This window comes from Metabacillus arenae (assembly GCF_014773385.1).
Lineage (GTDB): Bacteria > Bacillota > Bacilli > Bacillales > Bacillaceae > Metabacillus_D > Metabacillus_D arenae.
On the sequence record NZ_JACXAI010000014.1, the window covers coordinates 89,803 to 114,532 of the forward strand.

25 protein-coding genes and 1 pseudogene are annotated in these 24,730 nt (G+C 37.9%); 19 read left to right on the plus strand and 7 right to left on the minus strand.

The genetic code is table 11. From position 1 onward, the window contains the following. Positions 1–332 precede the first annotated feature (332 nt). Positions 333–1,238 carry a cytochrome c oxidase assembly factor CtaG gene (ctaG, locus tag IC621_RS12005; RefSeq protein WP_191158551.1) on the plus strand — a complete coding sequence of 302 codons (906 nt, stop codon included), beginning with the start codon at positions 333–335 and terminating at the stop codon, positions 1,236–1,238. 35 nt (positions 1,239–1,273) lie between these two features. Then, positions 1,274–1,741: a DUF420 domain-containing protein gene (locus IC621_RS12010; protein ID WP_191158552.1), complete on the plus strand. Its 468-nt coding sequence runs from the start codon at positions 1,274–1,276 to the stop codon at positions 1,739–1,741. Between the two features lie 840 nt (positions 1,742–2,581). Here the strand turns inward: IC621_RS12010 and IC621_RS12015 are convergent. Next, positions 2,582–2,938: a YugN family protein gene (locus IC621_RS12015; protein ID WP_191158553.1), complete on the minus strand. Its 357-nt coding sequence runs from the start codon at positions 2,936–2,938 to the stop codon at positions 2,582–2,584. Between the two features lie 630 nt (positions 2,939–3,568). Here IC621_RS12015 and IC621_RS12020 point away from each other — a divergent pair. Continuing rightward, entirely contained in the window at positions 3,569–4,627 is a 1,059-nt protein-coding gene (locus IC621_RS12020) for a CAP domain-containing protein (RefSeq protein ID WP_191158609.1), read from the plus strand. 364 nt (positions 4,628–4,991) lie between these two features. Here the strand turns inward: IC621_RS12020 and IC621_RS12025 are convergent, their stop codons facing one another. Beyond that, positions 4,992–5,480 carry a PaaI family thioesterase gene (locus tag IC621_RS12025; RefSeq protein ID WP_191158554.1) on the minus strand — a complete coding sequence of 163 codons (489 nt, stop codon included), beginning with the start codon at positions 5,478–5,480 and terminating at the stop codon, positions 4,992–4,994. Between the two features lie 178 nt (positions 5,481–5,658). Here IC621_RS12025 and IC621_RS12030 point away from each other — a divergent pair, with 178 nt between their 5' ends. From IC621_RS12030 to IC621_RS12045, 4 genes are all read left to right on the plus strand, one after another. Beyond that, entirely contained in the window at positions 5,659–6,054 is a 396-nt protein-coding gene (locus IC621_RS12030) for a YlbD family protein (protein ID WP_191158555.1), read from the plus strand. Positions 6,055–6,062: 8 nt separating this feature from the next. Next, positions 6,063–6,302, plus strand: coding sequence for a YlbE-like family protein (locus IC621_RS12035; protein ID WP_191158556.1), 240 nt, complete (start codon positions 6,063–6,065; stop codon positions 6,300–6,302). A gap of 255 nt (positions 6,303–6,557) precedes the next feature. Then, positions 6,558–6,974, plus strand: a complete 417-nt coding sequence (locus tag IC621_RS12040) for a hypothetical protein (protein ID WP_191158557.1) — start codon at positions 6,558–6,560, stop codon at positions 6,972–6,974. Positions 6,975–7,042: 68 nt separating this feature from the next. Further along, on the plus strand, positions 7,043–7,489 hold the full coding sequence (locus IC621_RS12045; RefSeq protein ID WP_191158610.1) for a YlbF family regulator: 447 nt from the start codon (positions 7,043–7,045) through the stop codon (positions 7,487–7,489). A gap of 438 nt (positions 7,490–7,927) precedes the next feature. On the opposite strand, the gene IC621_RS12050 is transcribed toward IC621_RS12045, so the two are convergent. Then, positions 7,928–8,248, minus strand: a complete 321-nt coding sequence (locus IC621_RS12050; protein WP_191158558.1) for a hypothetical protein — start codon at positions 8,246–8,248, stop codon at positions 7,928–7,930. 91 nt (positions 8,249–8,339) lie between these two features. On the opposite strand from IC621_RS12050, the gene IC621_RS12055 reads away from it, so the two are divergent. Then, positions 8,340–8,612 (plus strand): YlbG family protein, encoded by a 273-nt coding sequence (locus IC621_RS12055; RefSeq protein WP_191158559.1) that lies wholly within the window; start codon positions 8,340–8,342, stop codon positions 8,610–8,612. 136 nt (positions 8,613–8,748) lie between these two features. On the opposite strand, the gene IC621_RS12060 is transcribed toward IC621_RS12055, so the two are convergent. Next, positions 8,749–9,138: a DUF7147 family protein gene (locus tag IC621_RS12060; protein ID WP_191158560.1), complete on the minus strand. Its 390-nt coding sequence runs from the start codon at positions 9,136–9,138 to the stop codon at positions 8,749–8,751. 735 nt (positions 9,139–9,873) lie between these two features. Between IC621_RS12060 and rsmD the strand changes: the two genes are divergently transcribed. After that, positions 9,874–10,446, plus strand: a complete 573-nt coding sequence (gene rsmD, locus IC621_RS12065) for a 16S rRNA (guanine(966)-N(2))-methyltransferase RsmD (protein WP_191158561.1) — start codon at positions 9,874–9,876, stop codon at positions 10,444–10,446. Continuing rightward, the gene (gene coaD / locus IC621_RS12070; RefSeq protein WP_191158562.1) at positions 10,446–10,928 is read left to right on the plus strand and encodes a pantetheine-phosphate adenylyltransferase; all 483 of its coding nucleotides are present in this window, start codon (positions 10,446–10,448) and stop codon (positions 10,926–10,928) included. The genes rsmD and coaD overlap by 1 nt, the downstream gene beginning before the upstream one ends. 249 nt (positions 10,929–11,177) lie before the next feature. On the opposite strand, the gene IC621_RS12075 is transcribed toward coaD, so the two are convergent. Next, a complete protein-coding gene (locus IC621_RS12075; protein ID WP_191158563.1) occupies positions 11,178–11,726 on the minus strand; it encodes a TetR/AcrR family transcriptional regulator in 549 nt (182 codons plus the stop codon). A gap of 423 nt (positions 11,727–12,149) precedes the next feature. Here IC621_RS12075 and IC621_RS12080 point away from each other — a divergent pair, with 423 nt between their 5' ends. The 3 genes from IC621_RS12080 to IC621_RS12090 all read left to right on the plus strand — a co-directional run bounded on the left by IC621_RS12080 (position 12,150) and on the right by IC621_RS12090 (position 14,225). Then, a complete protein-coding gene (locus IC621_RS12080; protein ID WP_191158564.1) occupies positions 12,150–12,548 on the plus strand; it encodes a cupin domain-containing protein in 399 nt (132 codons plus the stop codon). 248 nt (positions 12,549–12,796) lie between these two features. Then, positions 12,797–12,952: a hypothetical protein gene (locus IC621_RS12085; RefSeq protein WP_191158565.1), complete on the plus strand. Its 156-nt coding sequence runs from the start codon at positions 12,797–12,799 to the stop codon at positions 12,950–12,952. A 310-nt stretch (positions 12,953–13,262) separates the two neighbouring features. Continuing rightward, on the plus strand, positions 13,263–14,225 hold the full coding sequence (locus IC621_RS12090) for a cyclophilin-like fold protein (protein WP_191158566.1): 963 nt from the start codon (positions 13,263–13,265) through the stop codon (positions 14,223–14,225). A 145-nt stretch (positions 14,226–14,370) separates the two neighbouring features. On the opposite strand, the pseudogene IC621_RS12095 reads toward IC621_RS12090, so the two are convergent. Beyond that, positions 14,371–14,913: pseudogene (locus tag IC621_RS12095) on the minus strand (TetR/AcrR family transcriptional regulator). A gap of 373 nt (positions 14,914–15,286) precedes the next feature. Here IC621_RS12095 and IC621_RS27010 point away from each other — a divergent pair. Continuing rightward, positions 15,287–16,426: a (R)-mandelonitrile lyase gene (locus IC621_RS27010; protein WP_191158567.1), complete on the plus strand. Its 1,140-nt coding sequence runs from the start codon at positions 15,287–15,289 to the stop codon at positions 16,424–16,426. A 915-nt stretch (positions 16,427–17,341) separates the two neighbouring features. On the opposite strand, the gene IC621_RS12105 is transcribed toward IC621_RS27010, so the two are convergent. Beyond that, entirely contained in the window at positions 17,342–17,611 is a 270-nt protein-coding gene (locus IC621_RS12105) for a hypothetical protein (protein ID WP_191158568.1), read from the minus strand. 1,073 nt (positions 17,612–18,684) lie between these two features. Between IC621_RS12105 and IC621_RS12110 the strand changes: the two genes are divergently transcribed. From IC621_RS12110 to IC621_RS12130, 5 genes are all read left to right on the plus strand, one after another. After that, the gene (locus tag IC621_RS12110) at positions 18,685–19,467 is read left to right on the plus strand and encodes an enoyl-CoA hydratase/isomerase family protein (protein WP_191158569.1); all 783 of its coding nucleotides are present in this window, start codon (positions 18,685–18,687) and stop codon (positions 19,465–19,467) included. 262 nt (positions 19,468–19,729) lie between these two features. Then, positions 19,730–20,890: an acyl-CoA dehydrogenase family protein gene (locus IC621_RS12115; protein ID WP_191158570.1), complete on the plus strand. Its 1,161-nt coding sequence runs from the start codon at positions 19,730–19,732 to the stop codon at positions 20,888–20,890. Positions 20,891–20,906: 16 nt separating this feature from the next. Next, positions 20,907–21,767 (plus strand): hydroxymethylglutaryl-CoA lyase, encoded by an 861-nt coding sequence (locus IC621_RS12120; protein ID WP_191158571.1) that lies wholly within the window; start codon positions 20,907–20,909, stop codon positions 21,765–21,767. A 126-nt stretch (positions 21,768–21,893) separates the two neighbouring features. Continuing rightward, a complete protein-coding gene (locus IC621_RS12125) occupies positions 21,894–22,106 on the plus strand; it encodes an aspartyl-phosphate phosphatase Spo0E family protein (protein ID WP_191158572.1) in 213 nt (70 codons plus the stop codon). A 238-nt stretch (positions 22,107–22,344) separates the two neighbouring features. Further along, a complete protein-coding gene (locus tag IC621_RS12130) occupies positions 22,345–24,411 on the plus strand; it encodes a (Fe-S)-binding protein (protein WP_191158573.1) in 2,067 nt (688 codons plus the stop codon). Positions 24,412–24,730 lie beyond the last annotated feature (319 nt).

Here is a 24,730-nt window from a genome sequence, read left to right on the forward strand (position 1 = left end):
GAGTATGATTCCCGATTTCGGATTTTGTTCCGATTTCGGTCATCATACCCGCCGAATGATTCCCAATTTTGGATTTTGCTCCGATAATGGTCATCATAACCGGTTACAAGCTATACCTTCGCTATACCTGCGCTAAACCTGCCTAAGGAGACTAGCCTTTTACTTGCCCTAGTATGGACAAGATGTCTAATGCCTCTCTTTCATAGTACCTGCTAGCAATTTTAGATTGTTTTGTTTAGTCTTTTGTCATAGAACGTTCATTGATACCGCTTTACAAGAGGTGTATAATGTAACCTGAGTGTGCAACATCAGCTCTTAAGGAGTGAATTCATTTGGAAAATTTAGATATTTTTGGTTTTCGTGCATTGTGGAGCCCTTATTATGCCCTCGCGCTTATACTAATAACAGTCTTCTATTTTTTAGTTATTGGCAGATGGAGAAATCGCTTTCAAGAAAGCGGGAAAGTATCAACTAAACAAAAATCGATTTTTGTTTCTGCTGTTCTGCTTTTGTATGTAACAAAAGGAAGTCCCCTTGATCTATTAGGACATATTATTTTTAGTGCTCACATGACCCAAATGGCCTTATTATACTTAGTTGTTCCCATTTTACTTATTAAGGGTATTCCAGATTGGCTGTGGAAAGCAATCTTAAGTTTGCCTGTAGTAAAACATGTATTCTCCTTCCTAACGAAACCGATCATCGCGCTAATCGTATTTAATGGTATTTTCTCCTTCTACCATATACCTTTAATATTTGATTTTGTCAAAACGGATGCTGTCTATCATTCAATCATAACGACAGCCATATTTGTTGCTTCATTTGCCATGTGGTGGCCCCTGTTAAATACTCTGCCAGGTTGGATACAATTGAACGGCATTAAAAAGCTTGGGTACATATTTGCTGATGGAGTTTTATTGACTCCAGCTTGTGCACTTATTATTTTTGCAGATACCCCCTTATATGCTACATACTCTGATCCGCAAATGTGGGTGAATGCTATGCAATTATGCGTACCTGGTGATATGATGGCAAATTTAAGCTTGACTGGTCCTGAAATGTTTAATACTCTTCCGCTGGTTGATGACCAGCAGCTAGGCGGCGTTTTAATGAAAATCATTCAAGAAATTGTATATGGTACCGTACTTGGTATGCTCTTTTTTCAGTGGGTCCGCTCTGAAAAAGAAAAAGAAGAGCTTGAGGCTGCGGGTGGGTACAATCCTGAACCAGTGAAATAACGGGATGGACTATACGTTAAGAGAGGTAGCTATAAATGAACATATCATTGCCTATATTACCAACTATTAGTACAGCCTTTATCGTGTTGAGTGCTGTTTTTGTTGCTATTGGCTGGTACCTAATTAAGCAAAGAAAAATAGAATCTCATAAAAAAACGATGTTTCTAGCAGCTATATTTGCCCTAATCTTTTTTATAGTTTATGTGTCTAGGACGATTTTTGTAGGAAACACGGCTTTTGGTGGTCCGGAAACTCTTAAGGTCTATTATACGGTGTTTTTGATTTTTCATATTTTTTTAGCAACTGTTGGAGCTGTATTTGGGATTGTAACTCTCCTTACGGGCTACAATAATAAATTATCTAGACACCGGAGGCTGGGCCCCATTACAAGTATCATTTGGTTTTTTACAGCGATAACGGGTGTTGCTGTCTATTTATTACTTTACGTATTCTATACCGGCGGTGAAAAAACGTCTGTCATTAGAGCGATTCTTGGCTACTAATTTTTTACAAGGTGTTGCAGAGTTTCCTTTCTGTAACACCTTTTTTATAGTTTCAGAAAGTCTAAGCCGATTAAAGTATAACGCATTAAAGTTAATTAATCGTTGTCCAGCGCAGGCGTACAGGACTTCCTAGTTCCGGCAGGCATAAGGACTAGCGCCTTGCGCTTTTCGGTCTAAGATCAGAATGTGAATGGAATCCCATTTTTGGAGGTTTAAAAAAATACAGCTATTCTGCACACTAATCAGTTTTGTTGATATATGTCGAATAATCGATATATTGAAATTTTCGAAGATAAGTCTGCCGATTTCGGAGATAAATTTGAAAAATCGAAGATATAAGGGGAAAAATCGAAGATAAGTTGAACGATTGATAGGCGACCCGAGTGCAAATAGCGTTTGTTTATTGAATGAATAATCATAAATCGTTTGAAATGTGACCAAAATGAAGCGAAACATCCTAAAGAACTAGTCAAAGAGTATAGATAAAAGGAAAATAGCCCAATCAAATCCTTTAAATTCATTTTCATAAAAAGAAATCAGCACTTTCCATGATTTCATTCACTTTCCAACTTCGATCCCCTCTTGAAAGACACGAAGCGTTTTCTTACTGATAAAGATTTAAGAGTATATGTGTTGGAGTATGTTTGGTGTTATCTAGCTCCACGAGCCATCAGCCCTTAAGTCTCAGGGTCAATCCGGCAAAAGATTTGTACCTTCCATCAATGGGAATTTTACTGCCTGTTAAGAGAAGAGGAACATGTTTATTTGGTGAGGTTCGGAAAGAAAGTTAAAATGAGAATGTAAAAAGCAAAAGCTCATGATGAACTTTTGCCGCTTTGACTATTGCAATTTGCTGAGTTCTTCTTTTACTTGGACCAGCAACGATTGGGAAGTATTAATAATTTGGGAAGGGAAATTTTCGTCTTCTCCATACTCCACACCGTGTGGATAATAATACTTTCCTAGAAGGGGAGTTAGAAGCTTTATGACAGCATCGCGTCTTCCTACATCACCTTCAACTGCGAAACCTTGGACACGAAGGTAGAAAACTTCTCCCTTAGCTTCAAATTTACGATCATAGGTTACCCGTTCATAATCCCATTGTCCTGCTCTAACAAGACCTAATTCTTCCATAATTTCGTCAAGACGTAACAGGTCAGCAGTAAGTCCTTCAATACCTGTACCTTCAAATTTCATTATGTATTCCCTCCTAAAACGGCAAATTACAGTACGATTTAAGCGCATTCATATATAAAAGCTCTTCCTACTTATAATAAAACGAACAGAGAGAAGTTGCAATGCAAACAAATACAATAATAAAGAAATAAAGTTTTTAAGGTAGAATAATATTGGGATAATGAGAGTATTAATTTGGCAAGCAGGTATAAGTGTGAAATTGGGCTATCGTCATAGTCCACTCTCATTGCGTATACCCTTAATTTCTCAAACTACTCCTCAAAAAGTTTTGTGTAAACATCTAGTTTTTGCCTGACTAAATGTTTGTCCCACGCAACCGGCTATGGATCCCCTGAGCTTATAAGCTCGTCTGTAAAATGGTTAGACTATTCTTATACTTGACTCCAATAGACTAACACCTTTTGAGCTATTCTTATGCAAATGATGGTTGATATTTATTGTCAAACCGGCTATCTTCCACTATCATGGGTAATGAGTACTGATTATTGAACAAACAGAATATCTTTGTTTTAATAGCAGCAGACTATCATGTTAACCTTTCTGAATTGTAGTAGAAAAGGTATAGTTATTTTAACCATTCATATAATTGAAGTAACTAATTGAAACAGTTTGTTTACGGAGGGGACCAAACTGAGAAGTATTTTTAGAATTGTCTTCATTTTACTAATAATTTTTGGCACTTATACGGTTTTTATTCAATTTAGCCCAGATGAAAATGCTCAACAGAAACAACAAAGTCAATCAGAGGAAGAAGATGTTCAAATTGCCAGTGAAAAAGGGGAACAGGATTTAGACTTACCAGAAGATGGCCTGTTAGCTTTAATCGGGGAGTCATCCGATTCAATAAAAACCCGCTTAGGTGAACCAAGCAGGGTTGACCCATCTGCATATGATTTTGACTGGTGGATATATAACAAGAATGCCGATCAGTATGTTCAAATAGGGGTAAAAAAGGGTAAGGTGGTAAGTGTTTATGCCAATGGGTTTGATACAAAGGTCAAGCCTTTCAAAATCGGGCAGTCTATCAGTGATATATACAAAATCACAACCATTACACCAAATATCAGTATTGAATATGAAGGAAACTCATATAGATTTGAGTTTTCTGAGCAGGATATGAATACAAGACCGACGATTAAATTAGGACAAGCGTATGTTCAGTTATACATTGATAAGTTCGATGGAACATTGTCAAGTATAAGAGCATCAGATGTTGAAACGTTTGTCATGCAGCGGCAATATGAAGTGGTCTATCGAGGAGAATTAATTAAGCCTTCAGAAAAAACTAGAGAAGAGTGGATGGAAATTGAAGAAGGGGCTGAACGGCAAATTCTGGATATCACAAATGTTATCCGCAAAAAGCATGATCTGCCATCTGTAGAATGGGATGAGGAGACTGCAAATGTTGCCTACAAGCATAGTGAAGATATGAATGCTAATAGCTATTTTTCCCACGAATCACCTAGTCAAGGGACGCTTGCTGACCGGTTAGACCGTGGGCAAGTCACCTATCAAATGGCTGGTGAAAATATAGCAGCACAGTACACGGATGGGATTGCTGCTGTGGAAGGCTGGCTCAATAGTAAAGGTCATCGGGAAGCACTTCTTAATCAAGACTTTACACACTTAGGTGTGGGAGTGTACGAAACTCACTATACCCAAAATTTCATTAAGAAATGGGATAGTTAAGCTCGAACTGTAAGCGTCTGATAAGATTCATGACAGACGCTGTTTTTTTATGGCTCAGCTATTAACCCATTCATATAAGTGGAAGTCTGGCTCAAGCGGCTTGTCAGCCTGTGGCCAAAATTCTATCGCCAATAGGGGCTGTCCGATAAGTCCCTAAAAAAAGCAGATCAGGAAAACAACTCGTTTTTCCTGATCTGTTTTTTTGTTATTTCTGTGTTTCAAGGCAGTACCGAGGTGAATGCCTGCTACCTTCAGTAGATTGTGGGCTAATGCCACAATCCCGAACTCGACTTGGACTTTGTCGAGACCCCTTTTGGCGTCGAAGGACTAGCACCTTTTGCTTTTTGTTGATTTTAATTAAATTTCAAGCCCTCCTTTTGATAATAAAAAAACTTGCAGTACTATGGGCTATAAGCTGACCATCATCTCTAAATACCTTTCCTTCTGTTACGATAGTTTTGGTTCCTTTATGTATAAGAGAGGCATTACAAACTAATTCCTTTCCGATACCTGGTGCTACATAGTTTATTTTCATTTCTGTTGTTACGGCTGCATAATCACTTGGAAGGTATTGAAATGCTAATGAGCCCATAGCTGAATCTAAAAGAGTAGCTGTAATGCCTCCATGCACAATATTTAAAGAATTTTGGATAAGCGCAGAATTTGGGATTCTTATCGTAAAGATATCATCCTTAAATTCACTTTCTGCATGAAGCAATGCCCCAATATACGAGCCACTTTTCCTTTGTTTGCGTTGATTTAATCCCTCTATAATAAACTCAAAGTCTTGCAATTCACTTTCGTTTAACTCATTTATCCATTGAAATATCTTTTCTTTTCGTTTATCCGCCATGACGTTCTGTGTTCCTTTCTATATAAGGTAATTTAATGGTATCACAATTTCTTACTATTATAGCGCCCTAAGCTTTTCTTTTTTCAAGGAACATATGGGGAAGAAAAATGGGCGAACCATACAATGGGTAAAAGGGTAGAATATAGTAGGCAAATGTAGCGGAGAGGAGCAAAAAAATATGACTAAAACATTACATCCGTCCATTGTCGAATTTAAGGAGTTTGTTAAACGTCACCCCAAATTAGTACAAGAAGTTAGAGGCGGCCATAAACAATGGCAAGAGGTTTACGAAAATTGGGTTTTATTAGGAGAGAATGATTCGATTTGGAAGCCTTATGTTGAAGAAGGTTCTAAGCAAACTCAAGAGGAAGCTGAAAATAAGGCAGCCTTTCTTTCATCTATGATGAACGCCATAAAAAACATGGATGCAAATCAAATGAACCACCACATCCATCAAGTCAGCAATACTATAACAACCTTCCAAAATTTATTATCACAATTCGGAATTGGCCAGGGCACTACTCCTAAAAGCGGCAGCCAGTCAAGTCATCCATTCTCGTTTAGAAAAGATTAGGTGAGGATATGAGAAAAGAAGTAATCGATTTTATTGAAGCAGATAAAGATTTAAAGAAATTCATTCGAGAAAATCCGTATTGGTATCGAAAACTTTCTAGAAATCCTAAAGATACAAAATCGTTTCAGGTTTCAATGATGAATCAATACCAGAAAACAATCCCTCATAAGGTAGCCCAATTCTCGAATTCCATTCAGATGGCAAATATGATGGTCGGTATGTTTCACGCAATGAAGCATCAGGATTAATATACAAAGGGGCTGACTTGTTTCAGTCCTTTTCTTTTTCCCGCTCTTAATCAGGTAAGATCTTATGCAGCTGAGCTTAAAGGTAGGTGCGGGAAAAAGATATCCCCAATGCTTTAAAGATTCATTTTTGTAAAATCGAATAACATTAGGAGATAATTAGAATTAAAGAAATTCGTTGTTTTCATCCGTTCATCCTTTATTCATGATTTTACAACAAAAAGCAAACACTATAAGCAGTCAAAGGAGGATGATAGAATGAAGACACTTTTTTATCTTTTTACTATTCTTGTACTTTTAGCAGGATGTACGAATGACAAACCAAGACCTGAGGGACATATAAAAGCCAATTCACTACACACACCAAATGGACAATTAGAAGCGATTACGACGATGCAGCAGGAAAAAAAAGCTTCACAAATGCATATTAAACATCATGTTAAAGGCAGAAATGTTTATATTGAATGTTTCATTCCTAACTTTTCTTTATCAAAAAGAGGAAAAGACCATGGCTATCTTCAGCTTTATGTTGATGGCAAAATAAAGGATAAAATTCACACAGCCGCATTTTTTATAAAAGACCTTTCCAGGGGAGACCACCAAATAACGATTGAAATGGTTTCTAACCATTCAAAACAAAATAAAATAAAGCAAACCATTCATGTTACAATTTAAGAGGAGACTCCATTATTTTCATACTCATTGACTTCATGGTAAAATGAATGAGGAGGTGCAGGTGATTGATTTTTGCTACAATCGAAAGCGTCGATATTCTAGACAAGGCAGAGGGTCTTGCAGGGCTCATTTTACAAACAGATGAAGCAGACGAATACCGCCGTTGTTCACATATAATAAAAACTGATAAAACAGTGCAAAAGATGATTGCAAACTTTGCGAAAACGAAAGAGCTCTATGAAGATGTTCAAAGGTTTGGAAAATACCATCCTGATTATAAAAAACTTACGAAGGAAATGCGTGAAGTAAAGCGTGAGTTAGATTTAAATGAGCATATCGCTGCTTTCAAGAAAGCTGAAAAAGAGCTTCAATCGATTCTCGATGAAGTGAGCATTGAACTTGGAAAAGCCGTGTCTGAGCATATAAAAGTGCCTACTGGAAATCCATTCTTTGACTCCATGAGTGCATGCAGCGGTGGCTGCGGGACTGGTGGAAGCTGTGGATGCAGTGCCTAATAAATAAGAGGTTGCCCCCTCGAAGTTTTCACATTGAGGGGGCAACTTTTTTTGAAAGATAATTTCATCCTGCCACAAACTTTGACTGTGGTATCTTACATGGATTGGAAACCAATATTTTAAACTGATCGTTTCGATGAACATACATACTAGGAGAATATTGAGAGCCGGACACCAAACTCTTTGTCATGGCACGTAAACGTAAAATCTGTCTCAAATCACCAGCATTGGGAAGGTGTTTGACCAAATTTTTTGTATCTGGCTCGTATAGAGAATAAATGGAACATACAAATCTTCTTAAATCGAAAGTTTGCTTTAATCGTTTACGTGAAAAAGTGAATGATCATTATTCTGTACCGAGCTCCATCGGGCATTCCTTAAAGTAAAAAGCCTGTCAATGAGGCTAATTTTATACTAAAACCATGCGGTTTTTATTCATCATTTCATTAACCGAATACAGTCTATACACATATTCCCACAGCAGAACATTTTTTCTTGCGGAACAAAAAATCTGTGTCTATAGACAAATTGAATGCCATCATTTCTTACAAAAGTGGTTTCAGAGGTGATTTTTTTTCCGGTCATAGCAATTTTTGCGGAAGCCTTAAGCTGCTTTTCTAATTCATTCTGGGTAAGGTGTTCTTTATGGAAAACGTATAAAAAAGGGATTCCAGCTATTTTCTTTGTAAAGCATTGATTAATAAGAGGATGTTTTTGTAATTCAAACAGAAATATTTCCCAAACGGAAGCTAAATCCAAAAGTTTAGACTCCTTTCGGCATATATTATATATTGTGGATCTTTCAAAAAACTGTTAAAATTTGATTGAATTGGTGTAAAGGGTGGTATTTATGTTTGGTCAACGACAAGGAATAATAATTTGGATGCATTCATTAAAAAATGTTAAGATGCTGCGCCGTTTTGGTAATATTCATCATGTTTCTAAGCGTTTAAAATACGTTGTCTTATATTGCGGGATGGAGTCAGTTGATCAAACCATTGAGAAGCTTTCCACCTACTCTTTTATAAAACACGTTGAGCCATCTTATAAACCTTATATAAAGCTTGAGTTCGAATCAAAAATTGACAAAGCAAAAGAATATGATTACAAAATGGGTTTATAAGCTGTACCCTCCAATGTCATGTACACTAGATACAATAAAGTTGAAAAACTGGAGTTTCTTCTAAGAGTAAATATCTAGGGACGCTTGATAAGAGTGGCGACCCTAGATTATTTTATATTCTGCCCTAGTTGTTTCTCTATCTTAAATCTGGCAAATAATGATTTAATCTCAAGATTCCAATTAAATATTGATAATAAAGCTGAAGTTCATTGAACATGTTGGATGGCTTTACTTCTAAACTAATGATTGTTTTTCGGAGTTCGTTTGCAAGTTCTTCGAATAATTGATACCGTTTATTTTTAATAAACCCGGGGTCAGGAATGCCCTCTCTGCAAAAATAAAGTGCTTGGAAATCTCCAGGATTTGTAGGTTTCATAATCACAACAAGTGATACAAAAGGTTTGTTGTTTTTTACAGTTTTTAATGCGAGCAAATGGGTTACTCTATGCTTATTATTCTTTGCAGTCTCGATTAATTCGTACAAATCCGAATAACCTTCTCCTAATTCTATGAAGCGTTGAATCACCGTTTTTTCTCCTTCCACATTGTTATACCTGTTTAATTTATCACGAATACATCGCATAAGCCATGTTATTCCGTTATTTTATTCCCTTTTAAAATAAGGCACTTTTTCTAAAAGATTGTTGCTTTTAGATATTAAGGAATATTGAATTAATGGCAATCGGTGAATCGCCGATTGCTTTAAATCTCACCTCTCACTTCAAGAAGCACCATTCGTATTGAAATCATCGCAACAAAGTTTACGAAAACAGCATAAAATAAAAATAAAAAAACCCCGCAGGATTTCCTGCAGGGTCCTTCTATACCTTAAAGGTTTCTTTAAAGTAAGAAGGCAAAGGGAGAGGAGAAACCGGAGGAAGAACTTATGGGGAAACGTAAGTCTTCTCCGCGGTTGGCAACAACATCAACGAAAAGATGTTGTTACTAGTCATTATTTACCAAGATCACAGCTCATATACACAGATGACGAAAAAAGAACCATCTCCTTCCTTTTTTATTAAATCTAACGCATCAACGCGGGCTATTGTTGTCCAACTATACTGATAGGCACAAGTTCCATCTAAAAGAAAGGAAAAAATCCCTATCTTTACGGGTGTCGATCTGATCAATAAGCACTTGATTTCGTTCTTTACACCAAAGGTAGATTAATGATTTCTACTCCTTGTCCCTTTAGTATCTGTATGGTACGATAGTTTTGCTAAAAAAACTGGAATTTTGTAAAGTTGTGGTGAATTAAAGTATGAGAGTTGTTTCAGGAACTTGTAAGGGGAGAGCTTTGCAAGCAGTGCCGGGTACTTCGACAAGACCTACCACTGATAAAGTGAAGGAAGCCATTTTTAATATGGTCGGGCCTTATTTTACTGGAGGAGCAGCGCTTGATCTATTTGGAGGCAGCGGAGGTCTTGGAATAGAAGCTTTGAGTCGGGGAATCGATCAATGTATTTTTGTAGATAAAGATGGAAAGGCCATCCAAACAATACATAAAAACCTTCAAATTTGCGGACTAAGTGAAAGGGCAGAAGTTTACCGCAATGATGCAGAGCGTGCCCTAAAAGCGGTCGTGAAACGTGAATTGAAGTTTTCTTTCGTTTTTTTAGATCCGCCCTATAAGGAACAAAAAATGAAAGCGTTTATAAAAGTGATTGATGACAAAGGCTTGCTCTTAAATGATGGAATGGTGGTAGCAGAACATGATCACGTCGTAATAATGGATGATCAAATTGGAAACTTAAGAAAAGTAAAATGTGAAACATACGGTATTTCAACTATTTCTATTTATGGTTACCGTCATAACGGGATGGAGGATGAATGATGGCAAGTATTGCGGTATGTCCAGGGAGTTTTGATCCGATAACATACGGACATCTTGATATAATTAAAAGAGGTGCAAAAGTTTTTGATAAGGTCTACATATGTGTATTAAACAATTCATCAAAAAACCCCTTATTTACAGTAGATGAACGATGTGATTTAATAAAGCAAGTCACAAGCAGCATTCCAAATGTAGAAGTTGAAATGTTTAAAGGATTACTTGTTGATTATGCTCAAAGCAAAAACGCTAGTGCTATTCTAAGAGGGCTCCGTGCCGTTTCTGACTTTGAATATGAAATGCAGATTACATCTATGAACAGAGTGCTTGACGAAAAAATCGAAACATTCTTTATGATGACAAATAACCAGTATTCCTTTTTAAGTTCAAGTATAGTAAAAGAAATTGCAAAGTATCATGGGGAGATTTCAGAGCTTGTCCCTTATGAAGTAGAAACTGCTTTAAGAGAAAAATATGCAGATTGAAAAAGCGTGCAGAGACGATTTGGTCTCTGCACTTACTTATGTATTGCTTCAATAGCTTCTGAGAATCACCAAAATTCCTTAAGAACAATATGAATTTATTTATCATTTCCCGACAAAAGACTCCCACTTCTAGGAATGTGAATGGTGTTTCCCAATGAGTAGGTGGGAGAGCTTCCTAATTCAATTAATTATTCATAGTTAACGTATCTTCCTACCTTACAAAATTGAAGGATGTTTTTATGGGAGTTATTAAAGATTCCTCTCTAACAAAATCCCCACCTGTTCTGCCATGAAACGAGGCGGATAAGGCATTTCATTTTTAATCCACCATTCCACTATCCCTACGTGAGACGTCACAATAAATTGAAGAATAATATCCTCACTTAATCCGTAATTTATTCCTGCTTTTATATTCACTTCCCCCTTGAACTCTTCCATGAGAAACCCATGGAACTGACTACGAAAAGAAGGTGCTCCTTTTTTACTTGCTAACATCGTTGAAAAGAATAGATAATTCTCTTCAAGGTATTCGAACCAAGGAAGATTTGCCTCTTTATAATTCATTTCAGATACCGATTTGCAGATTTCCTGTAGTTTGTTGATATGTTCTTCAATCAGCTTATCCAGCAGATCAAATTTATCCACATAATGAAGATAGATCGTTCCTCGACTAACATTAGCCCTGTCGGAAATATCTTGTATCGTAATGTCATCAAAATTTTTTTCAGACATCAGTTCAATCACAGCTTTTTTTATCGCTTCTTGAGATTTTGCTATTCTTCTATCCTCTTTAGACATTTTATGAGTCACCAAACTTTCTTAAAGTTAATTAACAATTTTAATTGATTTGTTTACTAATGTACATATTGTGTTCATTTAAACATTGAAAACAGCATGTATCTGTTTATAATTATATACAGTTGTTCATTAAAGTATCAATGTTTATTTTTGTGAACATCAATTTTACTTAACATTGGAGTGATAAAAGTAATGAAACAATTACAAATTTGGAACTAAAACCTGCATTTAATCACGAAATTTACAAAGGTGCGATCGATTCTGAGAGCATTGCTTTTGCAATAGAACAACGTACCGTACCCGAAGATGTCGATGAAAATAAGATATTGTCATTGCCATGTACGATAGACCGAAATATGGCTGAAACGAAGTTAACTAGACTGTGGGGTAAGAACTAAATTTATTATGTGAGGGGAATAAAATATGGCAAATGAAGAATTAAGCAACAGCACAATTTTCCCATTGGGAGTAAAAGTTGAAGGAAACTTTATCGGGGATGCATACTTACAAATGGTGTTTACCGATGAGACGCCACTCAATGCATCAATCGGGAATGTAACCTTTGCACCAGGTGCTCGTAATAACTGGCACTCTCATAAAATTGGGCAAGTTTTATTAGTTACTGGTGGTGAGGGTTGGTATCAAGAAGAAGGAAAACCAGCTCAGTTACTCACAACAGGGGATGTGGTGAATATTCCGCCGCATGTAAAACATTGGCATGGTGCGACAAAAGACAGTTGGTTTGTGCACTTAGCAATGACACCGGGTGAAACGGATTGGTTAGAATCCGTAACGGATGAAGAATATAAAAATTTAAAATAACATGAATTTAAATTTTAAAAATATGTGTGATTATTACGAGATTAAAAAGAATCCTATTAGGCATTGTTTTAAATGCAGCCGTTATATTTTAAAAAATAACCAAGCAAATGGAGCTGAACCAGTCTATGTAACGTATGTACGAAAATACACCTAACTTAATGCGTGAAGGATATGATGATTATCGTACTTCACGAGCACAGCATCCACGTTCAACCAATTAGATGCTTCTGACAAGTAACGATAAAATTATGGCATTCACGGCCTTTGATCAAATCGACAAGCTATTAACACAGCCGATCTTATTGATTGCAGGCTCTGAAGCAGACACCAGATACTTTAGTGAACAAGCTAATGAAATGGCGAAAAGTGATAAAGAATTATTCTTCGTCAAAGGATCCATGTAAGATAAACCTGATTACGTTGAGCAGGCGGTCAACAAGTTAGTGACATTCTTCAATGAAAAATTGAAGTAAACTGTCTACAAAGGTCAAACCTAATTTTTGTTAATAGAGATATGAAAAAGAAGAATTTCCTAGAGTAAGTGTTATTTTTCCATGGCAAACAACGGATCAAGCGTGTCTAAAAATGCTTGTTAATGATGACAACAACTAAATTACTCGATCGGCAATTGGTATGAATTACGCTTCCATTCAAAATATACTTTGAACGAAGCGAAAGGACTGGGTATAAAAAATGAAAAGAACTTTTGCATTCTTGATTTCGGCCTTAATGGTTTTTACTTTAGCCGCTTGCGGAAGTAATAATCACAGTTCCGAAAACAGAACATCTAAGGAAGAGACAGATTCCGATACTACTGATGTTTTGGTAGTGTATTACTCTTATTCCGGTACAACAGAGGGCATCGCTCAGCGTTTACAGGAAAAGACAGACGGCGATTTATATAAAATTGAGGTCGTTGAGCCGTACCCCTCTGACATCAATGAAACCTCCGACCGTGCGGAACAGGAACGGGAATCCGGGAATCTGCCAGAGCTTGCTGGAGAATTACCGGATGTATCCGCCTATGATGTGATCTTAGTGGGCGGTCCGGTATGGACAAGTACGGTAGCTCCCCCTGTCATGAGCTTTTTGGAGCAGGTGGATTTCGGAGGCAAAGAGGTCGCAGGCTTTTGGACTGACTCCGGTAATCCGGGCAATTATGCTGCGGATTTTGAGGCGCAGGTCGAGGGTGCGACATTACACGAGAGTTTTGGTCTGTCCAATGTATCTTCGTATGAAGAGGACGAACTGAATCAGGAACTGGATTCTTGGCTTACTACAATCGGTACCCTTCCTGAAACAGAAACTATAACAGGAGAAAAAACCAATATTACAATTACCGTAGGAGATACCGTAATTACAGCTGAATTGAATGATAGCAAGGCTGCACAGGAATTTAAGGATTCCCTTCCCACAACCGTATCTATGACACGTATGGGTGAGCATGAATATTACGGATCATTAGAGGAACCACCTACAGAAACAGAAAATTTACAGGAAGGCTATGAGATTGGAGATTTGGCTTTCTGGACACCGGGCGATTTATTTGCTGTGTATTTTGATGAACCGGAGGAGGCGCCATCTGGGCTAATGATCCTTGGTAAAATTACATCTGACATGTCTGTTTTTGATACAATGGATAGCTCAGTAGAAATGCAGATTAAAATTGCAGAATAATAACGGGACGGGGTTCCTTTTTTCAGGGGCAGTGTGCTAACACTGCTCTGTTTTTTTTTATTAGAACAATATTCAAAACTTAAATCTCAATATAAACTGAATAGTTGTTAAAATAAGCAAATTACCAAAAAACAATCGATTCTGATTATAGATTCCTCTCTAACAAAATCCCTACCTGTTCTTCCATGACAAGAGGTGGATAAGGTACTCCATTCGTAAACCACTTTTCCACAATTCTTAAATAAGACGTCACAATAAATGGAAGAATCCCATCTTCATTTAATCTTGATTTTTTTCTTCTGTTTTATCTACTTCACCCATGAACTCTTCGATAAGATACTCGGGGGAACTGCTACGAAAAGAATGGGCTCCTTTCCTCGCTAACATCGTCGAAAAGAATAAATAATTACTTTCAAGGTGTTTGAACCAGTGCAGATTTGCACCTATATATTCAATTTCAAATGCCGATTTCAGATTTCCTGCATTTCAATAATAAGTTCTTCAATGAGCTTTTCCTTCAGAGCAAATTTCTCTAAATAATGAAGATAGATGTACCCCGGCTAACATTTGCCTTGTCGGAAATATTCTATATCGTAATGTCATCAAATTTATTTTCAGACATCAGTTCAATAACAGCTTTTTTTATCGCTGCTTGAGATTTGAGTATTCTTCTATCTACTTTAGACATTGTGAGATTCACCAAATTTCCTTATAGATAATTAACAATTTTAATTGATTTGTTCACTAGTGAACATATTATGTTCATTTAACTATTGAAAGCATTCTGTTTCAATTTATAATTATATACAGATGTTCATTATTATTTCAGTGTTTATTAATTATAGGTAAGCCGACTAATGTATCAAAGTTTAATTATGTTTGATTCAGAATCTAAACAAAGAGGAAGAGTAAATCTGTATCTATACTTTGGATTAAATTGAAAGGTGGTGGTAACCTATTAAGAATTTATAAAACCTTTACAAAATAGGATAAACTACAACATTTGATGAATTCTTCTCACAAAACTTTTCAAACTATGAAATAATCGAAAGGAGAAAAAAATGAAGAAACTTATAGCGATGATTTTGTCAATTTCTCTGCTCGCTTCAGCGAGCGGTTATACAAGCCAGGTAATGGCCGTCGAAGCAAACGAAAATTCACAAACAATCACTCGAAGCGATTCGAAGGATTCATTCAAAGGACAGGACGAATATTTTACCGGAAATGTACGTGTTAACCCTCTATTCTCTGAAAACGATTCGGCACCCTATTCTGGTGCTTATGTCACGTTCGAGCCAGGAGCCCGGTCCGCATGGCACACCCACCCGACAGGGCAGAGACTGATCGTTACAGAAGGCGTTGGTCTGGTACAGGAGGAGGGTGGTCCGATTGAGGAGATCCGGGCAGGCGATGTGGTTTGGTGTCCCCCTGGCGTCAAGCATTGGCATGGAGCCTCACCAACCGATGCAATGACGCATATTGCTCTTACGGGAGTGCGGGATGGCAAAGGCGTTGAATGGTTGGAAAAGGTTACCGATGAACAATATAATATGGAAAATGAAAATCAAGGCTTAAACGATAGACAAGAAAAAATGGTTTCTATTTCGGCATTTACTGCGAGTGGTGAGTTGAAACAATTAGAAAAAGCCCTAAACGAAGGCTTGGATGCTGGTTTGACCATCAATGAAATTAAGGAAATCCTCGTGCAGATGTATGCTTATGCAGGATTCCCTCGTAGCCTGAATGCTATTAACACTTTTATGGCCGTCCTGGAAGAACGGGAAGCGAAAGGCATAAAGGACGAGCTTGGTAAGGAAGCAAGCCCTATGCCTACCAACAAAAGCAGCATCGAACTTGGAGAGGAAATTCAAACAAGACTGGTAGGAGAGCCGGTTACGGGGGAGTTATTTACATTCGCCCCAGCCATAGATCAGTTTTTGAAAGGACACCTGTTCGGTGACATTTTCGGACGCGACAACCTAGATTTCAAGAGCAGGGAAATCGCAACCATTGCGGCTCTGGCCAATATGGAGGGCGTCAACTCCCAACTGGAGTCTCATTTTAACATCGGGTTTAATGTCGGGTTGACTGAGGACCAGATGAAAGACCTGATATCCGTTCTCAAAGACGAAGTTGGTAAGAAAGAAGCCAAAAATGCCGATGAACTATTAGAGAAGGTTTTAAGCAATAGAGAAAAATAAGACACGATGCTTAGATAGTCATAATTAACGGCCCCTGCAAAGAGGTAACCCCTTGACATTCAAGAGATACAGCTTAGCTCCCTTTTTCGAAGGGACTGGCCAAAATGCCCCACTACGAGTCAAATTTGGAAGTTTGATTATCCTATCGATTATTTGCACATGGCTGACAGTAAAGAGGATCTTCAGGTATCACATGAATACTTTATACAAATACTGTTCACATAATAAGCATTAGCAGCATCATAAAAAGATCTTTTTATGATGCTGCTTGTTAAACATAGCCTTCCAGTTTTTACGCCAAAAAACAATAGAAGACCGAGTATAAAAAACAACAGGAGCAAATAAAACATAATGTGTTTTTTTAAGCTCGGTCTTTTTCCATTAATGGATGTTAGTAAATATCCAGGAAAATAGATTAAGCTCGCAAAAATGGAAAGGATTAAGAAAACTAGGAGCAATCTTTCATCTAATGTAGGGTCCAATATCCACCCAAACACTTCTGCAACATACATAAAACATACCATCCATAAGATAAATACGTATAACGATAAACAACCAAAAACGAAATTAACAAAACTGCCAACGAAAAATATAGTACCTTCACTTTCACTCTCCATTTTTTATGGTTCTGAAGGTTGTATCTAGATCAACAATCCTGCACTGTTATTTGAACAAACTTCCAAAGAATCACATGAATACTTAATGCATTTTTAGTTAATATAATGTCAATTTTATGAGGAAGTAAAGAAAAGAGCCAAACCCATACGCACCACAGGTTTGGCTCTTTGTATAAAATAAGTCCATTAGTTAATAGTTTAGTTGATAAAGGGATTATGGGTCGTGCCGATTCTGGTAGGGTACATTTTATTTAGGCACCCAATCTCTTGTTTCCCTTTAACACCTTTTAATTATAACTTAAGAACTACTGATTACTTCAAAATTTGTTCCATTGCAGAGTAGTAATTTACCTAGACCTGGATCATAACGAACAGCACCTGCTGTAGTAGCGTTACAAGAAAAATTAGTAGTAGGAAATTGAATAAAGTTACCATTTACTTTTAGAAATCCATTAACTGTTAAATCTCCATTTAATACACCTGATTGATCCGAACGTAGAAATTGCGAAGAATCGATACCATCTAAAAGATCAGCATTCTCGCAAAATTCACAGCGACGTACCCCCATTTTCACACCTCCTATAATTATTTGTTATATTTTATTCTGATTATTAAAAATAAGTTTGGACTGCCCTAGTCTAGTTTTGCCAGTAAGACTCCACAAATAAAAAAGACTTTTTGGTATCCTTTTTTCTTTTCTTCTTTCGCAGCTGCTATTTGTTCTCTATGGTATTTTTTTGTTCATAAGATATTGCAATTATATTATATTCAATTGCAAATAGATTGCATGGTTGATGCTACTAATAGGTTGCATAGCTCATGCAACTTATTAAACTATAAAACCCTTATATATCAGTGGTTTTACTATTATCTTTTTCTATATCTCCTTATGTAGCAATTCGTCTTTTGTTTTGCAATACTAATTTTATATTTTTTTCGTTGTAGCCATAAAGGTAACCAAAATCCTGTATTTAGAAGTAATATCAAACCATTATGACACCATTTGTATTAGTGAAAGCAAAAAACAAAAAAGCCGATTTTGAAATTAATCGACTTTTAGAAAATTAAAAAGACTATTTTTTTACTAGCTATCATGGAAGGAGATGACAAGTGAACGATGCTTTATATTTAATCACTAATCTTCATAACTGTTAAATTCGTCTCATTTAAGAAAGCAAAACCAGATACACTCTCAACAATGAAAGCTGCTGAGTCACCCGCTTGTAATTCTAGCAAAAGTGTTCTTCCAATTTCTGTTACGCTTCTATTAATTGAAAAAGGATCTCCCTTTTATATTAATTTCGCGCGAAGCAAAAATAGGATAAACGTATAGCTACTGGAGCAGGTTCGGTTGGTATGTAGAAATTTTAGTATCATGCTATTTCACATTAATGATGTAAAAATGCATCCATAATGCATGAAAAATATCCTGCATTTTAGAATGTCTATAGATTTATATGCCAATATTTATTGAATTTAGTACTAGTAGCTATCATTTAAACCGATAGAATTTCGTTGGCATGATATTTGCTTATATTATTTACAAAACAAACTAAGCAGGAGGAGAATCACGCATAACTATTTGAAATTATTAAAATAAAAATACTTCAAAACGATACTGAAAACAAAGGAGTGTTAAAGATGTCGTTTATACGATGGAATAAGATAGGGCAAGACGGAACGATTGCACAGATCGTATTGGATCGCCCGGAAGCACGAAATGCTTTTACAACAGAAATAGCCGAACAGCTCTTAGATATTTTTCGAAATATAGCAGAAAGTGATGTGCGTGTTGTTCTTCTTACTTCTTCTAATCCAAAGGCATTTTGTTCCGGTGCCGATCTAAAGGAACGAAATGGAATGACGGAAACGGAATGGCGCAATCAACATAAATTGTTTGAGAATATGTTCAACGCGATTGCCGATATGCCGCAACCCGTAATTGCGGTTGTAGATGGCTTTGCTTTGGCCGGAGGATTTGAAATGGTGTTGAATTGCGACATGATAGTAGCTGCAAGAACAGCCATCTTTGGTCTTCCGGAAGTGACTCGCGGAATTATGCCTGGTTGCGGGGGATCAAGACTTCTTCCTAAACGTATTGGGGTTCATCGGGCAAAAGAGTGGCTCTGCACGGGAAAATTCGTTACAGCAGAGGAGGCCGATCGGGCTGGACTGCTCAATCGGTTAACAGGAGCTTCGGATTTGTATACCCAGGCATTAGAACTTGCGGAAATTATCGCCGGAAATGCTCCTATAGCCGTTCGAAGCTGTAAATCATCGGTTGATCAGCTGTTTGGCATGAATGATAAAGAGGCGAGAGGACAAGAAATTGTTTATTACAATCGCTGTGTGGATACGGAAGATCGTTTAGAAGGAGTTCGTGCTTTTGTAGAAAAACGTCCTCCTAGTTTTGTTGGTAGATAAGGAGATCGCATTGCTTTTAGAACAAGCTTACCAATTGAAATGATTAATCGAATCACGCAAAAGCTAATGAGATGCTAACCGAAGCCTTCAAGATCCTTCAAGGCTTGTAGATGGACAAGCAAGTCCATCGGATTAACGAAGAAATTTAGTAAACCGAAGTCTACATGTAAAAATATGTGAAACAATTTTTTGCAAAATTCTTAAACTATTAATCAATTGAGATTGAAACAATAGGAAACTATTTAATTGAACAGGGGGAAGAATGATGATGGATAATACTTTTCATGAAGAATTAAGACATAGTGTGCGTGCGGTTTGCCAGGACTATCCGGATTCCTATTGGCGTGAATTGGACGCTAAGCGTGAGTATCCGGAGGAATTTGTCAACGTAATAACGAAAGCAGGCTTTCTATCCGCTCTTATTCCAGAACAATATGGCGGCTCAGAACTGGGGATTACTGAGGCTTCGATTATCTTGGAGGAAATTAATCGTTCCGGCGGGAATTCAGGGGCCTGTCATGCGCAAATGTACACCATGGGTACACTGCTTCGGCATGGTTCCGATGTGCAGAAGCGAACCTATTTGCCAAAGATTGCAGACGGTTCTCTTCGACTGCAAGCGTTTGGGGTAACGGAACCGAACACGGGAAGCGATACGACGCAATTGAAAACAACAGCCGTTCGCAATGGGGATAAGTATATCGTCAATGGTCAAAAGGTATTCATCTCCCGGGCGGAATATTCCGATCTGATGCTTCTGCTTGTACGTACGACACCGCTTGACCAAGTGAAAAAGAAAACGGAAGGATTGTCCGTATTGCTGGTTGACCTTCGTGAGGCTATAGGAAAAGGCTTGACGATAAAGCCGATCCGTACCATGATGAACCATGCCACAACAGAGCTGTTCATTGAAGATTTGGAGGTTCCGGCTGAAAACTTGATTGGTGAAGAAGGAAAAGGATTTTCTTATATCTTGGATGGTATGAATGCCGAGCGGATTTTGATTGCTGCTGAATGTATTGGGGATGGCCGTTGGTTTATTGAAAGGGCAGTCAATTATGCGAAAGAGCGGACCGTTTTCAAAAGGCCTATCGGGCAAAATCAGGGAATTCAATTTCCGATTGCCAAAGCACATATCAACCTTGAAGCAGCTGATTTAATGCGTTTTCGTGCAGCAGAGCTGTTTGATTCAGGAAAGAAATGCGGCGCGGAGGCAAATATGGCAAAGCTGCTTGCAGCGGATGCTTCTTGGGAATCGGCTAATGCGGCACTTCAAACCCATGGCGGCTTTGGATTTGCCGAGGAGTACGATGTCGAGCGGAAATTTAAAGAAACCAGGTTATATCAGGTAGCTCCGATTTCTACCAATATGATCTTGTCCTATATAGGAGAGCACGTGCTGGGAATGCCGAGATCTTATTAATTAGGGGGAGTATCCTATGCTTTTTCCAAAGCAAATTGAACTAATCGAGGTAGGACCGCGTGACGGCTTACAGAATGAGCCCGTTCTGGTTCCTACGGAAAAAAAGAAAGAGCTGATCCAAAAGCTGGCGAGGTTAGGCTTTGCACGAATGGAAACAACCTCTTTTGTTCATCCGAAGTGGGTGCCGCAGATGGCCGATGCCAATGAAATAGTAAACTACTGTAATCAATTAGGAATTACCTACATTGCCTTGACGCCGAACATGAAAGCTTTGAAACGAGCCATTGAAGCGAAAGTACCGCAAATCGCCGTGTTTATTGGGGCCAGCTCCGCTTTTAATAAGAAGAATATTAATAAAACGACCGAGGAATCGTTGGATGAATGCAATCCAATGTTTGCCAAAGCAAAGGAAAATGGCATTTTTATTCGTGCCTATATATCCATGTCATTCTCATGTCCTTATCAAGGGGAAGTGAGTTTCAATGAGGTGCTAGGGGTTTGTGAACGATTTGTAAAGCTCGGTGCGGATGAAATTGTGATTGGAGACACCAACGGACAGGCGGATCCTAAAATGGTGTATGAACGTTTTTTAAGATTGAGGGAGTTATTTCCAAATACAGTTTTTACAGGACATTTCCATGACACCAAAAAGATGGCTTTAGCAAATGTTCTGGCAGCCATGCAGGCTGGAATCGCCAAGTTCGACAGTGCTGTGGGTGGGCTTGGCGGCTGTCCGTATTCACCGGGTGCTACGGGGAATGTCGCTACGGAAGAATTGGCACAAATGCTATCAAGCATGGGTTGCGAAATAGGAATTGATGTTCAAGGATTGCAAGAAGTCAGCCACTTTGCCAAATCCCTTTCCAGCCGAGATTAAGTTAATTAATTCCGCATGAGGCTGTTGATTTCAAAAATAGTTGTTTAATTTCAAATAAGGACGTTTAAAAATGAGAATAAATTGTTTATAACAGTTAAGGATTATCGGTGATTAGGGGAATGTGTAATGATTTTTATAGATATAGGTGAATTAGGTGATAGAATTAACCAACTGAAAAAAGAATTGAACCATATTGCTGAAGAAACGGGGTTAAATAGTCTTGACACCATTTTTTACAGTCAGAAATTAGACCAACTCATCACGATTTATCAAAAACTTTCTATTAAAAATGAAAATAAAAACATGTTATTGAATGACAATAAATCATATAAAAATTAACATAGTAAACAATTTTATTATCAGATTTTTTGTATTTATCTCCTTGTTACTACCCGAAATTAAACAACTAATTTTTTATTTAATCAAAAATTTTGAAAGGTATAATGCGAGTTTGACACTTGAAAAATAAATGTCTTTTTATTTCTGGACATTTCGTTTTATCGCTGAATCATGAAGTGTTCTTATAATTTTGTTAATGGTGTAATTGATTATTTTAAAAAAAGCGAGGGTCACAACCATGTTGGTATTACTCAATTTTATCGCCTTTCTAACTGTTACTGGATATGCCTTATATTTGTTTACCCATATCGTTTACAGCCGATATTTATTTGTAAAGCTTGGCAAGAAGGAAGCCTTAGCACCGAACCTTAAAGAGCGATTGAATGCTGTACTAATCAATGTGTTCGGTCAGCGAAAGCTGTTTAAGGACAAGAAAAGCGGTTTTATGCATTTAATTTTATTTTACGGTTTTATAATTATCCAAATCGGACTCATAGAAATTATTATCAAGGGATTTATTAAGGGTTATGAATTTCCTTTTGGTGACGCGCACAAATATTTCACTCTTTTGCAGGAGTGGACCACCTTCCTCATGTTGTGCGCTGTGCTGTATGCTTCTTATCGCCGTTATATTGAAAAGCTGAAGCGGTTACAATCCAAGCGAGATGTCAAAGCTGCCTTTGTTTATATCGCTCTGACCACGTTAACTTTATCCATCCTGCTTGCGTTGGGCTTCGAAACATTGATGCTCGGGCACAAACCGGATTTCGTCTATGCTCCTTTCTCCGGAGTGATTGCAGTGATATTCTCCGGCATCGGAACGACGGCAGGAACCGTATTGTTCTATGTATTTTGGTGGGTACACATGGTGACCGTATTAGCATTCATGGTATTCGTACCGCAGTCAAAGCAAGCGCACGAGCTATTCGCTCTATTCAATGTCTTTTTCAAGAAAGTCGGACCTGTAGGAAAATTAAGAAAGATTGATTTCGAGGACGAAGAAGTCGAGGAATACGGTGTCGGAAAAATAGAGGATTTTACCCAGCAGCAGTTGATCGATCTATATGCATGTGTAGAATGCGGACGATGCACGAACATGTGTCCAGCTACAGGCACGGGGAAGACATTGTCTCCGATGGATCTCATCGTTAAGATGAGGGATCACTTGACGGAAAAAGGAGCCGCGGTCACTTCCCGGTCGCCTTGGATGCCTGATTTTGCCTTTAAGAAAGCAAAAGCGAATCAATGGGCGCTTCAGGCGGCATCACCTGAGTTGGCAGCCACCATAGAAACTCCAAACTTGATTGGCGATGTGATCACTGAAGAGGAATTATGGGCTTGTACGACATGCCGGAATTGTGAAGATCAGTGTCCGGTGGCTAACGAACATGTGGACAAAATCATTGATATGAGGCGTTATTTAATCATGACTGAAGGCAACATGCCTCACGAAGCTACCCGTTATTTTCAAAACATTGAGCGCCAAAGCAACCCATGGGGAATGAACCGGAAAGAACGCATCAAATGGCGTGAAGAGCGGGACGATATCGAGGTGCCAACGGTTACTGAAGTGGAAGAATTCGAATACTTGTTCTGGGTTGGATCGATGGGTTCGTTTGATAAGCGAAGTCAAAAGATCGCGCAATCTTTTGCCAAAATTATGAATCTTGCAGGCGTGAAGTTTGCTATCTTAGGTAACGATGAGCGTAACTCGGGAGATACGGCGCGCCGGATGGGGAATGAGTTCCTGTTCCAGCAGTTAGCCCAAGAGAATATCGCCAATTTCCAAGCCTGCGAAGTAAATAAGATTGTAACGATTGATCCGCATGCCTACAACACGTTTAAAAATGAGTATCCGGAATTCGGTTTGGAGGCAGAAGTTTACCACCATACTGAAATCATTTATCAATTGATTCAAGAGGGGCGAATCATACCGAGAAAAGAAGTCAAGGAAGCGATAGCTTATCACGATTCTTGTTATCTGGGACGATATAATGGAATATTTGACATTCCACGTCAAATTCTTAAGGCTATTCCTGGAGTACTAGTCCTTGAAATGGAACGCAACCGCGAAGATGCAATGTGCTGCGGTGCCGGAGGTGGTATGATGTGGATGGAAGAAACCCAAGGGAAGCGCGTGAATGTAGAGCGTACAGAACAAGCTCTCCGTTTGAAACCGTCAACGATTGGAAGCAACTGTCCATATTGCTTAACCATGCTGGGCGATGGAACAAAAGCAAAAGAAGTGGAAGAGGAAGTCAAAACACTGGATATCGCCGAAATTGTAGAAAAATCCCTTATGTGAAATCTAGTATTCCTATGGGTGGGAGGAAAACAAGTCTATAGCAGCAAGACTATTATTTTTTTAAAAAGTCTATTATTTTAGAATTTCATGTCATTTAATGCTCAGTATATGTATAGCTGAGCTTTTGTTTTTTCATATGATGTTTGTTTTCTTTTTTTATTAAGTTATTTAAGATTGAATTGAAAGCGGTTACCTTATAAAATTAAGAAAAAGCTCCTTTCTTGCGTTGCGGGGAAAGGAAGGGGAATTTATGTTCATCAATGGTTGGGTAAGCATCTTTCAGAATCGACAATCTATTAAACATAATTCCGATTAAAGG

Excerpts from the sequence above, each read along its gene's own strand:
- IC621_RS12010 (WP_191158552.1), top strand. The coding sequence starts at position 1,274 with ATGAACATATCATTGCCTATATTACCAACTATTAGTACAGCCTTTATC.
- IC621_RS12015 (WP_191158553.1), bottom strand. The coding sequence starts at position 2,938 with ATGAAATTTGAAGGTACAGGTATTGAAGGACTTACTGCTGACCTGTTA.
- IC621_RS12025 (WP_191158554.1), bottom strand. The coding sequence starts at position 5,480 with ATGGCGGATAAACGAAAAGAAAAGATATTTCAATGGATAAATGAGTTA.
- IC621_RS12030 (WP_191158555.1), top strand. The coding sequence starts at position 5,659 with ATGACTAAAACATTACATCCGTCCATTGTCGAATTTAAGGAGTTTGTT.
- IC621_RS12035 (WP_191158556.1), top strand. The coding sequence starts at position 6,063 with ATGAGAAAAGAAGTAATCGATTTTATTGAAGCAGATAAAGATTTAAAG.
- IC621_RS12040 (WP_191158557.1), top strand. The coding sequence starts at position 6,558 with ATGAAGACACTTTTTTATCTTTTTACTATTCTTGTACTTTTAGCAGGA.
- IC621_RS12055 (WP_191158559.1), top strand. The coding sequence starts at position 8,340 with ATGTTTGGTCAACGACAAGGAATAATAATTTGGATGCATTCATTAAAA.
- rsmD (WP_191158561.1), top strand. The coding sequence starts at position 9,874 with ATGAGAGTTGTTTCAGGAACTTGTAAGGGGAGAGCTTTGCAAGCAGTG.
- coaD (WP_191158562.1), top strand. The coding sequence starts at position 10,446 with ATGGCAAGTATTGCGGTATGTCCAGGGAGTTTTGATCCGATAACATAC.
- IC621_RS12075 (WP_191158563.1), bottom strand. The coding sequence starts at position 11,726 with ATGTCTAAAGAGGATAGAAGAATAGCAAAATCTCAAGAAGCGATAAAA.
- IC621_RS12080 (WP_191158564.1), top strand. The coding sequence starts at position 12,150 with ATGGCAAATGAAGAATTAAGCAACAGCACAATTTTCCCATTGGGAGTA.
- IC621_RS12085 (WP_191158565.1), top strand. The coding sequence starts at position 12,797 with ATGGCATTCACGGCCTTTGATCAAATCGACAAGCTATTAACACAGCCG.
- IC621_RS27010 (WP_191158567.1), top strand. The coding sequence starts at position 15,287 with ATGAAGAAACTTATAGCGATGATTTTGTCAATTTCTCTGCTCGCTTCA.
- IC621_RS12105 (WP_191158568.1), bottom strand. The coding sequence starts at position 17,611 with ATGGGGGTACGTCGCTGTGAATTTTGCGAGAATGCTGATCTTTTAGAT.
- IC621_RS12110 (WP_191158569.1), top strand. The coding sequence starts at position 18,685 with ATGTCGTTTATACGATGGAATAAGATAGGGCAAGACGGAACGATTGCA.
- IC621_RS12115 (WP_191158570.1), top strand. The coding sequence starts at position 19,730 with ATGATGATGGATAATACTTTTCATGAAGAATTAAGACATAGTGTGCGT.
- IC621_RS12120 (WP_191158571.1), top strand. The coding sequence starts at position 20,907 with ATGCTTTTTCCAAAGCAAATTGAACTAATCGAGGTAGGACCGCGTGAC.
- IC621_RS12125 (WP_191158572.1), top strand. The coding sequence starts at position 21,894 with ATGATTTTTATAGATATAGGTGAATTAGGTGATAGAATTAACCAACTG.
- IC621_RS12130 (WP_191158573.1), top strand. The coding sequence starts at position 22,345 with ATGTTGGTATTACTCAATTTTATCGCCTTTCTAACTGTTACTGGATAT.